This is a genomic window from Moorena sp. SIO3I6 (assembly GCF_010672095.1).
In genome coordinates this window covers 34,870-48,402 of sequence record NZ_JAAHHU010000030.1, presented here as the reverse complement: position 1 = coordinate 48,402, position 13,533 = coordinate 34,870, and the positions used below count along the sequence as shown (strand labels likewise).

At 40.9% G+C, this 13,533-nt stretch carries 12 protein-coding genes and 1 pseudogene; 7 read left to right on the top strand and 6 right to left on the bottom strand.

The features are described from left to right. Positions 1 to 595 precede the first annotated feature (595 nt). The 3 genes from F6K49_RS11395 to F6K49_RS11385 all read right to left on the bottom strand — a co-directional run bounded on the left by F6K49_RS11395 (position 596) and on the right by F6K49_RS11385 (position 2,086). Positions 596 to 727 (bottom strand): hypothetical protein, encoded by a 132-nt coding sequence (locus F6K49_RS11395; protein WP_293025999.1) that lies wholly within the window; start codon positions 725 to 727, stop codon positions 596 to 598. A gap of 452 nt (positions 728 to 1,179) precedes the next feature. After that, positions 1,180 to 1,491: a transposase gene (locus tag F6K49_RS11390; protein ID WP_293025997.1), complete on the bottom strand. Its 312-nt coding sequence runs from the start codon at positions 1,489 to 1,491 to the stop codon at positions 1,180 to 1,182. A gap of 67 nt (positions 1,492 to 1,558) precedes the next feature. Continuing rightward, positions 1,559 to 2,086 (bottom strand): hypothetical protein, encoded by a 528-nt coding sequence (locus F6K49_RS11385; protein ID WP_293025995.1) that lies wholly within the window; start codon positions 2,084 to 2,086, stop codon positions 1,559 to 1,561. Between the two features lie 312 nt (positions 2,087 to 2,398). Here F6K49_RS11385 and F6K49_RS11380 point away from each other — a divergent pair, with 312 nt between their 5' ends. Continuing rightward, complete coding sequence (locus F6K49_RS11380) at positions 2,399 to 3,013, top strand: IS630 family transposase (RefSeq protein ID WP_293096712.1); 615 nt, start codon at positions 2,399 to 2,401, stop codon at positions 3,011 to 3,013. Positions 3,014 to 3,266: 253 nt separating this feature from the next. On the opposite strand, the gene F6K49_RS11375 is transcribed toward F6K49_RS11380, so the two are convergent. Then, a complete protein-coding gene (locus tag F6K49_RS11375) occupies positions 3,267 to 3,410 on the bottom strand; it encodes a hypothetical protein (RefSeq protein WP_293067269.1) in 144 nt (47 codons plus the stop codon). Between the two features lie 331 nt (positions 3,411 to 3,741). After that, complete coding sequence (locus F6K49_RS11370) at positions 3,742 to 4,692, bottom strand: glycosyltransferase family 2 protein (RefSeq protein ID WP_293096695.1); 951 nt, start codon at positions 4,690 to 4,692, stop codon at positions 3,742 to 3,744. Positions 4,693 to 4,839: 147 nt separating this feature from the next. On the opposite strand from F6K49_RS11370, the gene F6K49_RS11365 reads away from it, so the two are divergent. Next, positions 4,840 to 4,965, top strand: a complete 126-nt coding sequence (locus F6K49_RS11365) for a hypothetical protein (RefSeq protein WP_293096692.1) — start codon at positions 4,840 to 4,842, stop codon at positions 4,963 to 4,965. 166 nt (positions 4,966 to 5,131) lie between these two features. Here the strand turns inward: F6K49_RS11365 and F6K49_RS11360 are convergent, their stop codons facing one another. Next, a complete protein-coding gene (locus tag F6K49_RS11360) occupies positions 5,132 to 6,415 on the bottom strand; it encodes a pentapeptide repeat-containing protein (protein ID WP_293096689.1) in 1,284 nt (427 codons plus the stop codon). 285 nt (positions 6,416 to 6,700) lie between these two features. On the opposite strand from F6K49_RS11360, the pseudogene F6K49_RS11355 reads away from it, so the two are divergent. The 5 genes and pseudogenes from F6K49_RS11355 (at position 6,701) to F6K49_RS11335 (ending at position 13,448) form a co-directional block, all read left to right on the top strand. After that, positions 6,701 to 8,151, top strand: a pseudogene (locus tag F6K49_RS11355) (IS66 family transposase). 15 nt (positions 8,152 to 8,166) lie between these two features. Further along, a complete protein-coding gene (locus F6K49_RS11350) occupies positions 8,167 to 8,460 on the top strand; it encodes a hypothetical protein (protein WP_293067262.1) in 294 nt (97 codons plus the stop codon). Between the two features lie 1,113 nt (positions 8,461 to 9,573). Then, a complete protein-coding gene (locus tag F6K49_RS11345) occupies positions 9,574 to 10,761 on the top strand; it encodes a glycosyltransferase (protein WP_293096685.1) in 1,188 nt (395 codons plus the stop codon). Positions 10,762 to 10,907: 146 nt separating this feature from the next. Continuing rightward, entirely contained in the window at positions 10,908 to 12,038 is a 1,131-nt protein-coding gene (rffA, locus tag F6K49_RS11340) for a dTDP-4-amino-4,6-dideoxygalactose transaminase (RefSeq protein ID WP_293096683.1), read from the top strand. Between the two features lie 378 nt (positions 12,039 to 12,416). Then, positions 12,417 to 13,448 (top strand): GNAT family N-acetyltransferase, encoded by a 1,032-nt coding sequence (locus F6K49_RS11335; RefSeq protein WP_293025981.1) that lies wholly within the window; start codon positions 12,417 to 12,419, stop codon positions 13,446 to 13,448. Positions 13,449 to 13,533: the final 85 nt, after the last annotated feature.

Here is a 13,533-nt window from a genome sequence, read left to right as displayed (position 1 = left end):
GGTACTGAGTTAATTTTATGGGGGGGTAACATGCAAGCTAAAATCATTACTCGGTAATACGTTCAACCGATCAGGACTCGTGTAAAAATAACCTGAACAGTTTTTTTTCTGGAAGCTATATCTCACAATTTATTTCCGATAAAATTTGTACAACTTATTTTAACATGGCTCCTCAGTTACTTAAAGTGCGCTTGACCCATTAAGAATTAAATTCGCCGTTCGCGTTTGGCCGTAGGCCAAAAGCGTCGCCTACGGCGAACGGAAAGCGCACCTGAGCATTCGTGGCTTCCCTTAAGGGGATTGTGCGAAAAAATAGTGGACGAAATGCATGCAAATTAACCGTCGTTGCCTCAACTATTACAAGAAGGGTGAGCGGGCTATAGAGTCAGAATTGTCTACGTTATAAGCTTTATGTCCCAGGGTAAGCGCAAGAAAAAATTGCCCATAATGTGCATTGGCTGGATCTCGGTTGCTCGTGGCTCGAAACCCCTATAATCTCGTCGAACTGTACTCGCAATAGAGTTAATTTGTTGAGAATGACGTGGTTTTTTTCGAGGGTAAGCTACGGCTTATTGATTCTTGCGCTTACCCTGCTTTATGTCCCCCTGTCAGGGAACATGGCCAAAGTAAATAGCGGTAGGCACAGTGACAGAGTGTGGCGCTGTCCGGCACGACGACGAGGAGCTTCTAGTCCAGCTTTCGCTTCTATAATTGCGATTTGAGACACGGGAGTAGATGCATTAAATGGAATTTGCTCTGAATCGTACCATATTCCGATTAGATTATAGCGGTTTGCGCTTAAATAGAGTATAATATAATAGATATTATAAAAATTCAATTATGAAAGCATATTCTGTTGACATAAAAACGAAAATTATCACAGCTTATCTAGACTGTGTTCGCGTAGCGTGGCCTTTGGCCAAGGCTCAATGACCCGGTTAGATAAAAGGTTTAAAGTGAGTCGCAATTTTGTATTTAAAATTATTAAAAAATTCAAATAAACTGGAAATATATCACCGGGCAAACAAGGGAATAACCGAGCATCTAAATTAGAACCATTCACGGAATTTATCAAATCTATGTTGTCAGAGCATCCATCATTAACTCTCTCGGAAATGGTGGAAATACTTGAAAAAGATAAACAAATTACTGTACACCTAACTAAGTAGGTGGGCTTAATTAAACGTTAAAAACTTGATCATTTTTACTATCTATATTTTCAGATATTGTCCACTGTTGAAGCTGATAACCTACTTCGCAACTTCGTTTGTTTATACCTTCTTTAACTGCTAAAGCTAGATCGTATTCATCCTCAAACATTCTACCAGAGATTTGATGAGTTTTAAGTTGATGCCACTCCCCCTCTATTAGATTAAGTTCTGGACTATAAGTTGGCAGAAAGAATAAATACAATCCCATTTCTAACCATTCTTTTTCTTTAGATCTTACCTGATGACTTTTATGACTTGAGGAATTATCCAAGACAATCACTGTATCTATTCCTGTTTTTAGTCGAGCTGTTTTTGCTTCTTAAGCTTCTTTGTCTTGATGCAGTCGCTCATGGGGGAAACCCCCAAGACCGCGCTGCATCGCTATCCAAAACTTTGATCAAATTATCTTTTTTTAGACTACCAAGCTTTAAAGTATAGTTAAAGCTTTTTTGGGGCTCATATATTCCTAATATATTTAGACGTTTTCCTCGTTTTTTACTTTGGGGAATTTGTTTCTGTTTTCCTACCTTTATATAACTATAACTTACAGGACTCCAAAGACTGAAACCTGCTTCATCTAAGTATTTTAGTCTGACATCACCACAAGAGGCTTGCAGACGTAACATATCTAAATCTGCTTTTTTATATTCTTTTTCTCTGGGGTTAGGATGTCGTCTTGGACTTGTTTTTGTTCGCTTCCATAAATATCCTTTTTTTTTAAGTATCTTACGGATTCTTTCGGGACTTAATTCCACTTGACGCTCTTTTTTTAAAAGAACAGATAGCTGCTTACTATTGTAAGTTCTTTCTTCATCATTACAAAGCTCTTCTAGATAGTCTATATCCGATTTTTTCCAGGTTTTTTTTTCTACCACTTCTTGGCTTATCCCAGAGTCCTTCTTTGCCTTGTATTATCCACCTATGAATAGTTTTTTTCACTGTATTCGGTGACCAATCTATCCAGTCAGATATTTGATTGACTGTCCATACTTTAGGATTTCAACAGATAAATTATACTCTTTTTATAGTTCTTTTTGGACAATTATTATCAGATTTTAATTCTAACAACTCTTGAAGTTATAACTCACTTAGACGAATTTTTAATCGAGCTGGCATTACGATTTTGGGATTTTTAAACTACTTTTCTATTTTACACTTAATTACGCCCACCTACTTACCTTGAGTAGATTCCTGAAAAAACTCAACATAACACGAAAAAAAAAAGTTTATATGCCAGTCAAGCTAAAACGGAAAGAGTAGCTAATTTAAGACTTTTATATTGGCAAACAGTTACTAGTTTTTTAGTCGAAAACCTAGTTTTTTTGGATAAAACGGGGTTTAATTTAGGGAAAAAGCGCATTTATGGTCGTTCTCAAAGAGGAACCAGAGTTGTCGATTATAGCCCTTATTATAGAGGAGAACATATCACAATCTTTAGTGCTATTTCCTCCCAAGTAATATTAGGAAATATGACCTTAAATGGCTCGATTAATACTCAAAGTTTTATTACTTATATAAAATATGTTTTAGCCCCATCCTTATGGCCTGGTGCCGTGGTAATTATGGATAATTTATCTAGTCATAAAAATCAAAAAGTTATAGAAATATTATCAGAAGTTGGAGCTAAAGTTTTATTTTTACCTCCCTATTCTCCTGATTTTAATCCCATTGAAAAATTCTGGTTTATTTTGAAAGAACATTTACGTTCATTAGTAACTATGACGAGAGATGAGTTAGAAAAGCGATGCAGCGCGGTCTTGGGGGTTCCCCCCATGACCGCGCTGCATCAAGACAAGGTCTAGTTGATTGTTGTGATTCTTTGACTAAAAAACAAATAACAAAATTGTTTTCTTATTGTTGCTATTGTAACTAATCTAAGCGCAAACCGCTATAGACCTATTGCAAAAGTAGTTTTCTGATAGTGTTCTTGATGCAGTCGCTCATGGTTTGAAGTTACCGTAAGACAGTTGAGCCTTAATCAATGGAGGCGCGCTTTCCTATGGCGAATTAAATTACGGGGTCGCGCCTCAAGTTTTACCCATGCATCTGCATAGCCTACCAACCATAAAGGCTCAACGTAATCAGGTTTCGTCTCCGGGGGGAACCACGGCAGTTGCTCATGGGGGGAACCCCCAAGACCGCACTGCCTCCCCAAGACCGTAATGGTGCGTTTTCCGCATTAAGAATTAAATTCGCCACGGGTCGCACCTCTGCATCGCTGTAAGCCCCGTGGGAACCCCCTTTGGCGGCGCTGCCCCCCCAAGACCGTAATGGTGCGCTTGACCCGTAATTAAATTCGCCACGGGTCGGACCTCTACATCGCTTTGCGTCAATTCTTCTCCACTTTTCCAGTGATATGCTGTTCCGGTGATCCGCTTTTCCCTAGTTCTGCAAGAAGTCTATTTAGAATAAAATAGCCCTGGGTAAGCATTAGTTTAATCTGAGTTATTTCACAGCGTCGAAGCCTGTGCCACAAAGCTCGTTTATTTGAAACATGATAGCTGTCAGCTGATAACTGATAACTTATCCCTTACTTTGATAGTCCTTCCGACCCAAACCCCCTCACTTCTGATAAAACATACAATGGTCTTCCTTTAACTTCTTCATAAATCCGTCCTACATATTCCCCCAAAATACCAATAGATACTAACTGTACTGCTCCCAAAAAGAAAATTGCAATCATAATGGTGGCAAACCCAGTCACAGGAGAATTCGGTTCAAAAATCCGCCAGTAAAGCACTAACCCTGCCATCAATAGCGCGATCGCTGTTGCTAATAATCCCAGATAAGTAGCGATTCGCAATGGCACTTTAGAAAAAGAAACCAGTGCATCTACTGCTAGGGCTAGGGATTTACGAATGGTGTACTTGATCTCACCAGCAAAGCGGGGGTCACGTACATAGGAAACAGAGGTTTGCCGCAACCCTACCCAAGAACGCAATCCCCGCACGTAACGGTTGCGTTCTGGCATGGCATTGAGTACATCAACCACCCGTCGATCCATTAAACAAAAGTCCCCCGTATCTAAGGGAATCTCGACATTGGCTAGACGGCGCAGTAAACGATAAAATAGGTAAGCCGGAAAGCGCTTTAACCAACTTTCACGACGTCTCTGAGTGCGCTGAGCATAAACAATTTGATAACCCTGCTGCCATTTTTCCACTAGCACTGGGATGATCTCTGGTGGGTCTTGTAAATCAGCATCTAGGACAATAATCCCTTGACCCCGCACAAAATTTAGACCGGCAGTGACAGCAATTTGATGACCAAAGTTACGGGAAAGACTTAGGTAACATACCCTTGGGTCTTTTTGATGAAGGTCTCGCATCAGCTCTAGAGAGCGATCGCAACTGCCATCATTGACTAGAATTAACTCCACCTCCCCTAACTGATCCATTACTGTACAGATGCGTCGGTACAGTTCTAAAATACTGTTTTCCTCGTTATATACAGGAATAACCAGGGAATAGGTTGGGTTCATCGTTTGTTGAAGGTTGCAGGTTTAAAGTTAGAGGTTACAGGTTGCAGGTTGAAAGTTGAAGGTTGAAGGTTGAAGGTTGAAGGTTACAGGTGGTAAGTTACAGGTGGTAAGTTACAGGTTGCCGGTTCGTTGGTTTAAGGTGGCAAGTTGCAGATTTTCTATAAAACCTTAAACCTTAAACCTTCACAACCTTCAACCTTCACAACCTTCAACCTTAAACCTTCACAACCTTCACAACCTTCAACCTTCAACCTTAAACCTTCACAACCTTAAACCTTAAACCTTCAACCTTAAACCTTCACAACCTTCAACCTTAACAACCTTCAACCTTCAACCTTAACAACCTTCAACCTTAAACCTTCACAACCTTAAACCTTAAACCTTCAACCTTAACAACCTTCAACCTTAACAACCTTCAACCTTCAACCTTAATGACCTTCTAACGCCCTAATTTATTAGGAATTCCCTGACAACCACCCGGGATTGTTTTTCTTGACTTTTCACCGGACCAAGCACAGCAATAGTAGTGCTGCTTTTCATCCATCCGCTGGACACCGGTGAAGTTAACATTTTCGACTACTGCACCGGTGTAAGCTCCAGTGGGATAGTCAGGGGGATGGGTACGACTGCGGGGACTGGCAGTTTCTACTGAACCATAAAATAGGCGGACTCCCTTGAGGTCAGCACCAGTGAGGTTGGCTTCATATAAAACAGTGCGGGATAGATTCGCTTGCACTAAGTCACAGAAGCTGAGATTAGCTCTGACCATATTAGCTTCGCCGAGTTCTGTCCAACGCAAATCTGTACCACTCAGGTCTGAACCAGCTAACATTACATTCAGGTCAATAACCCTGATACCATAAATTCGGTCTTCTTGGTATCCTCCATACCCATCCAACATGGGGCGTCCTAAATGATTATCCCGTCTGAGGGGAGTCAGTAAACGGGCTTGGGACAAAAATCTGAGCACTTTGGCTTTCCCATGGGCATCCACACTACTGAGAATTGCAGCGGTTCTTCCTTCGCAAAATGCCCTCTCCTGGGGCCAATCTTCTAGCAATCCCTGATCATCTAAGGCTAAATCTGAAACTCCCTGAAAGTAAGCATCAATGGTTTGCTGCTGAGTAATCATATTTTGCTGGATAGTCAGATCTTTGGAAATGACATATTGTCGCCAAGCAATGAATACTGCTAGGACGGCAATCAAAATCTGTCCCAAAGCACCCACCCAATCAGCCCATGACCCAAATTCATCCCATTTAATCTGAACTAACCAATTGCTGATGTTTTGGTAAACACCAAGAAAGTTCAGTAAGCCACTTATTGCTGCTACCACTCCGATCGAGGCAATAACTTTGATTCTTTGTTGGGGTGGCAACAAATCAGTAAGCCATTGTTTGACAACCGGTAAAATTACTGGCAATGAAACCAGCAGCGCCACAGTAGCTCCGGATATCCCAATCCAGAGGTTATCAATCACTACCCCAAAAATCATGATAGCGATCGCACTGAGAATAATTACGCTTAGGGAGCGATTAGCAGGACTAACTGATCCAATAGTTGGTTTATTGGGCAGGTTTGACAACGGCAGGGTAGATAAATGTTGCTCCTCTTGAGTTTGGGGAGGAGATGGTGGTGAATTACCATTGGCTGAGTTCTTGGCGGTACCGTTGTTACTATGTTCAGGCTGATTGGGTGGCACAGGCTCAGGCAAGTTAGTCATGGCATTCCCAGGAAAATGAGCTCAAGGTAAAGCAACATTACAAAATAATACAGCTCTTGGACACTCTGATCGTTTTTTAGCATATTTGCACCTCAACAGATTAGCAAATTTTCAAGTGAAATCCGGTAGACTTGAATTGTGTTTTTTTGTAAGGATTCAGGTCACAGGGATTGCTACAATGCCAAAGAAGGGAGCTTCTTGAAAGTCTGCGGGATTGACTTTGAAGCAAACTAGGGTAAAGTAAACACATGAGTCACTCACCTCTCCCGCTAACTCGAGAAAGCCGTGCGCCAGTTGTCAAAAGCGGAACTGGTAAAGATGCTATTGACTCAACAGAAAGTGATTGAGGAACTACAGCTCGAAATTGAAAAATTAAAGCTTAGTCGGGACCCACGATAGTAAGACTTCCTCGAAACCCCCATCAACTGATCTACTGAAAAAATCCGAAAAAGCCCTAGAAAAGGAGGATTGTCCCACCACTGAGGCCAAAAAGAGAAAACCCGGAGGACAACCAGGTCATCGGGGAAAAACTCGTTTTGGGTTTTCCAGAATAGACCGAACCGAAATCTTGCAACCGTCTGTGTGTAGTCAGTGTGGTCAAAGAGAATTTTTAGATCAACCTATATTGGTAGACACTCAACAAGTAGCCCAACTGGTGAACAAACCAATCGAGGTAGTTGAGTACCATCGTTACCATTGTCAATGTAGCGGCTGTGGTGCGGTGACATCAGCCTCTTGGTCTGTTGAGATGATACCCGGACAAGATTTGGGGGTCAAGGTACAAGCTTTTCTGGGATGGTTAGGGAATTATGGACATCTCCCTTATAAAAAACAACAAGAGATGTTATGGGAACTGGGCAAGATTGAGATCGGTAATGGGACTTTAGTGAACACCAATCAACGGGTTGAACTGGCGATTAAACCTCATGTTGAGCAATTGTCAGAATGGGTAAAAACAGAACAACCATCTATTCATGTAGATGAAACTCCTTGGCCTGTAAAGGGAATTAAGGAATGGCTCTGGGTCTTTAGCAATCGAGATTTTTGTCTATTTCGGGCCGCTGACACCAGGGGACGTGCCGAACTGGAATCTCAGTTGGGCAGTAAATACAGGGGTGTTCTTAGTAGTGATGACTTGAATGTGTATAATGGCTATCCAGTCAGCGCTCAACAGAAATGCGCACGCCCATCTACGTCGTCATTTTCTGAGGTTAATCAAACAGCCTGGACTACACAACCGAGCGATGGTCGAAGCACTCGTGAGTCTGATTGATGAAGCTTTTCGCCATTATCGCCTCTGGCCAGAAAATGGCGATGAGACAGAGTACCAACATCTGCGTTAGGGGATTCAAAACTCAGGTACAGTTGACTCATTAAACCTGGTGGTCGGTGGCAGGAGCCGAAGCAGGTAAGTTACTGCGCTCCCTCAAACAGAAGGCTTCCCAATGGTGGTATTTTTTAGACCATCCCCAAGTTCCACCAGATAATAATCTCGCCGAGAGGTCAAAACGTTTGGCAGTCACCAAGCGTAAGGGAACGTGGTGGCTCTCGTTCTCTCTAAGGTTTCGAGCAGACCGCTAATTTACTACACGACCAGTCCAAACTTGCCGTTTTCAAAAACGGTCGGTGATGGATTTTTTGACCTTTGGTCACGCTACGCGAACGAGCAAGCTCTTATGGCTCAATCGGGTCATTTAACCCAACCTCCTTCCCTCATCCCTTCTCTCCACACCTGAATCCTTACGTTTTTTTTGGTTTTATACGTTATATCAATCCAAGCGGGAGCGACAATAACCCGTAACGTTATACCAATTTTTCAAAGTATAGACTTCTTTCAGAAGTCGGGAACAGGGAACTTCGGATCAGGGAACAGTGGACAAGAATTGACGCAAACAGTACTCCCGACTCCCGACTCCCGACTCCCGACTCCCGACTCCCGACTCCCGACTCCCTGGCCTTTGGGCCACGCTACGCGAACAAACCCAGAACTTTGTACCTCACCCGATGGAGAAGGGGTGCATCTCATATTTGTAAAAAAGATGTGAAGTGTGGGAAGTGTGGGGCGGGGGCGCGGGGCGGGGGCGCGGGAAGTGTGGGAAGTGTGGGGCGGGGGCGCGGGAATTTTTGCCTAATTGCAAAACTGAGATGCACCCCTTCCTTGGAGAGGTAGCTTAACCCTAGGTGGTCAGACTCAGCCAGTCAGTGGAGTGATCTTGGCGCGTCAGCTGGGTAAAAATGTGGTAGTGATGCTCATTTGCGCCAGAGAATCAGCTGAGGGAGACGTTAAAGATGCGATTGCACTTTTGGACATTACTCTCAAACCTCTTTAAAGTCAATGGCATGCTCCTTACGCTTTAGGGGAGCTGGTAATTGTCCATCGTCAAAGGTGCATTATTTTTTCTCCACCAAAGCTGCCTTTACTTACCAAATATAGGCAGTTTTATGTGCTCCTGACTTCTAGTCACATCGGATTAGTTATATCCTTGGAGGGTGGTTATTACTTGAGTATTTAGTAGTTAGTAAAAAAAAATAAACTAACCACAAATCAATAACCACCCTTAACAAAATTTTATGTATAGACCAGGGCACTCAGTTTTACTTTATTTATTTTTCAAAATAGGAACAATAATCCGGATTTATTTGATTGAGCTTGTATTGATAATTAAGCTTTCACGCATGTAAATTATGAATCGGGGCTGATTGGGAGATTGAAAGATGGATTGAATGCTTTTGCACAACTAGATCGATCTTAAAATTTATAGCAACGCAAGTATAGTTTAAGACATAGTATTTTAGCTTAAAGGGAGCAGGGAGCATAAATATGTCTTAAGCTTTACTTCGACTGCTATAAATGCCTATTAGCTTAAACCTGATGCTCTATAGCTTTTTTTTATATAATTTTTTATTTAATTAAATGGATATTAAAATTTAGTATTAACTATTTTTTTTGAAAACTTTAAGTATTTAGATAATCAATAAATGGTGGAGTATGCTAAGAAAAAAACAGCCAAAATGTATATTAAAAATTAATATACACAATTGATAAAATAAATTGTATATATTAATTGTATGGCTTTTATGATTTTTTAAAAAAATAAGCTTTATTTTGTAAAAAAAAAATTATAAAACAAATCCTTGAAAATAACGTAATTAATTTCATGCGTTTATTGATTATTCAGTATGCTGGAGATTACCGTGAAGCCTTTGAACGCTTAGCTAACGGTGGACCTGAGACATACTATGCTCAGAAATATTCTGTAGATGCGGTAGCTGAAATTGGCAAACAAATTGGGGAAGTTGCAACTCTCTGTTGTATGACCGAAAAACCATACAATGAGCTACTGGAAAAAGGAGTTCGTGCCATTGGTGCAGGGTTTGATGGAAAGATTAACGTTAAAAAATTAATCCAATTGGTTGAAGATTACCATCCAACTCATTTAGTTGTTCGCACACCCATTCGGGAAGTTTTTCGTTGGGCAATTCACAATAATGTTTCAACCCTAGCCCTATTTGCTGAATCTATTCCAACCAGAAAGGTGCGTAACAAGTTTCGTAATTATTTACTAAGCCAATTATTAAATAATGATCAAATCCAATGGATTGGTAGTTATGGGATTGATTCCTCCCGAGTACTCCAGGACATAGGAGTCCAATCTGACAAGATAATTCCTTGGAGCTTTATTGTTACTGAAACCCCAGAATCCTTGTCACCAAAAACTCTACCAGCACAGGCCAAGTCTTGGCAACTATTTTACATTGGGTCAATGATTGAAGCTAAAGGGGTTGGGGATATATTAGAATCTATCGCTAAATTAAAAGCTAATAAATTTCCAATAAAATTGAAGATAGCTGGTAACGATAAAACCGGTTTCTTTGTCAATAAAGCTAAGCAGCTACAAATCGAAGACTGTGTAGAGTTTCTCGGGATAGTACCAAATAAAACCGTAGTTCCTCTGATGAGAGAATCTGATCTGGTATTAGTTCCTAGTCGCCACGAATTTCCAGAGGGTTTCCCACTAGCAATTACTCATGCCCTTTGTGCTCGAACTCCAATCATTGCTTCAGATCACCCAATGTTTATCAATAAACTAAAAGATGGCATCAGTGCGAAAATTTTCGAAGCTGGCAACTCTGTTGCTTTAGCAGAATCTATTCAAAAGCTGCTTTCCGATTCAGATCTTTACCATAATCTGTCGATAGCCTCTTACGAAACCTGGAAGAGTTTGCAGCTTCCAGTAAAATTTGCTGACCTAATTCAGCGATGGCTACATGACTCACCAGAAAATGAACAGTGGTTAATTCAGCATCGGTTAAGTTCAGGGCGCTACAACTCAACATCTCCCTAATAATAATTTCATAATTATTAGGATTACTAGCAAAAATAAGCCATATCAATAATTTCTAATCTATAGGATTTCAGGTGCATCGTAAAAATTGATCGCATTAATACCAAGTAGAAACTAATAATTACTAACTAAAAATGGAAATTACTTTGTCAAAAATACCTTTTAATCGCCCTGTTACTGTTGGAACAGAATTTGAGTATATCCAACAGACCATCAAGAACATGGATCTTTCCGGTGATGGTGCTATTACCAAAAAATGTCATGCTCTACTCGAACAAATATTGTCAGTTCCCAAGGTTCTGCTAACCACTTCCTGCACTCATGCTCTGGAAATGGCGGCACTACTATTAAACATCCAACCAGGGGATGAAGTAATTGTTCCCTCCTTCACCTTTGTCTCTACCATTAATGCCTTTGTCTTACGAGGTGCTCAACCTGTCTTTATTGACATCCGCCCGGATACCCTCAATTTAAACGAAGAGAAATTAGAATCACTGATTACCCCCCGCACCAAAGCTATTGTTCCCGTACATTACGCCGGTGTCGGGTGCGAGATGGATGCTATTTTGGAGATTGCTGGACGTTACGGTATACCAGTTGTTGAGGACAATGCTCATGGGCTATTTGCTAAGTACAAAGGCAAGTATCTAGGTACATTTGGTTGTTTAGCTACTCAGAGTTTTCACGAGACTAAGAACTTTACTTGTGGAGAAGGTGGCGCACTGCTGATTAACGACCCGGAGTTTATCGAACGTGCTGAGATTATCCGCGAGAAAGGAACTAATCGCACTCGCTTCTATCGCGGTCAAATTGATAAGTACACCTGGGTAGACATTGGTTCAAGTTATCTCCCCTCAGGCATACTCGCAGCTTTCTTGTATGCTCAGCTAGAAAGTCGCCAACAGATTCAGAGCAAGCGACAGCAACTTTGGGATTACTACTACGAAAATCTCAAGGATTGGGCACCAGAGTACGGTATTCGCTTACCAAGCGTGCCAGAGTACTGTGACCAGGCATACCATATGTTCTACATACTCTTACCGTCCCTAGAGAAGCGCCAAGCCATGATTGCTCATTTGAAAGCTCAAGGCATCTATAGCGTTTTTCACTATCTGCCATTGCACTTGTCTGATATGGGACGAGAGTTTGGGGGCAAAGAAGGAGACTGCTTGGTGACTGAGGATGTAAGCGATCGCTTACTTCGTCTGCCCTTTTACAACGATATGACTGAGGCTGACCAAGCAAGGGTTGTCGCATCAATCAAGAAATTTTTCTGAACTCTAGCAGAACTCTAAGACATACAGGACTGAGGTAAAACTGGGTAACAAACACTATAAATAGTAGGGTGAGACCCTACAAGTAGAGTTACTGCGTAAGTCCTGAAATAAATAGATAGGCGAAAATCAGCGCAGCTATCTAAATCGATAAATCCAATACTCAAGCGTTCGCGTAGCGTGACCTTTCGGGCAAAGCCCGACGCTGCGCGAACGGTCAATCGCATTTTTATCTTTGTTGATGTTTCCAGGTAAGCGATTGACCGTAGGTCACGCTACGCGAACGCTTACTTTGTCTTACCTTTGGTCAAGATTAATCAAGGAATTCACTAGGGCATTTCTAATACTTATGGTCACAAAAATTAATTATAGGAGTAGTGAATGAGCCTATCAATTACCAAAACCTATCTCGCTAATGCTGAAGAATGGGATAAAATTTGGCAAGAATGCAATTATTCAACTTATTTTCATTCAAGAGAATGGGCCGAAATCTGGAATACCTATACTCAAGGAGAATTTCGCCCAAACCCTCAAATGATCGTAGTCTCAGATCAAAAAAGAGCTTTAATCCCCCTTTCTTATAAACTTGGAAATCCGAAATTTATCAAGAAATACTCATCCTCACCAGACGGAACCTTTGGAGGATGGATTTCCGCAGACGAACTTACCATTGACCATGCCATTTTACTAGTTAAATTTCTCGATAAAAATTTTTGGGGTAAATTAAGTTGGCGAGTAAATCCTTACAATGAACTAGCTAGTAAAGCTGTAGCCCTAAGTTGTGTCAGTGAACAAGAGGAGGATACCACTCACGCCATTAACTTAGACGTGGGTTTTGAAACAATTTCCAAAACTTGGAAAAAGGGCGGTAGTTCTATGGCTCGAAAAGTCCGAAAAGCTATCAAGGAAGGAGTTTCAGTAACTACAGCATCTACCCTAGATCAATGGTGGGAATATTATCAAGTTTATCAAGATTCATTACGACGATGGGGAGATAATAGTCTTGGTAGCTATAGTTGGGAACTTTTTAAAACAATTTTTCAACTTAAGTCACCTAACGTTAAGCTTTGGCTAGCCCACTATCAAGACGAAATTATCAGCGGAGCACTATGCTTCTACGCCAAGAAACATGTGGTGTATTGGCATGGCTCATCTTTAGAAAAATACTTGAATCTAAGACCAGTTAACTTAGTTATGTATGAAATTGTCAAAGATTCTTGTGAACAAGGATATTCTTGGTTTGATTTTAATCCTAGTGGTGGATTGCCAGGAGTTATAGCATTTAAGAAAAGTTTTGGAGCAGAGCCTCTTGACTGTTATATGATATATGTTGATCATAAGTTGAGGCGTATGGTGAAACCCCTAAAACCTTTAAAGAAAATATTAATGCCGTATTACCCTAGAGCTAACTAAGCAAAATTGCTTAGTTAGTTTTAAATACCTAAAAATGATTACATTAAAAAGTAAACTACTGGGGAGCAATAAATTATCAAGCAAT

What these genes read in the sequence shown, in the direction of transcription:
- F6K49_RS11370 (WP_293096695.1), bottom strand. Translation starts at nt 4,692, where the DNA reads ATGAACCCAACCTATTCCCTGGTTATTCCTGTATATAACGAGGAAAAC.
- F6K49_RS11360 (WP_293096689.1), bottom strand. Translation starts at nt 6,415, where the DNA reads ATGACTAACTTGCCTGAGCCTGTGCCACCCAATCAGCCTGAACATAGT.
- F6K49_RS11335 (WP_293025981.1), top strand. Translation starts at nt 12,417, where the DNA reads ATGAGCCTATCAATTACCAAAACCTATCTCGCTAATGCTGAAGAATGG.
- F6K49_RS11345 (WP_293096685.1), top strand. Translation starts at nt 9,574, where the DNA reads ATGCGTTTATTGATTATTCAGTATGCTGGAGATTACCGTGAAGCCTTT.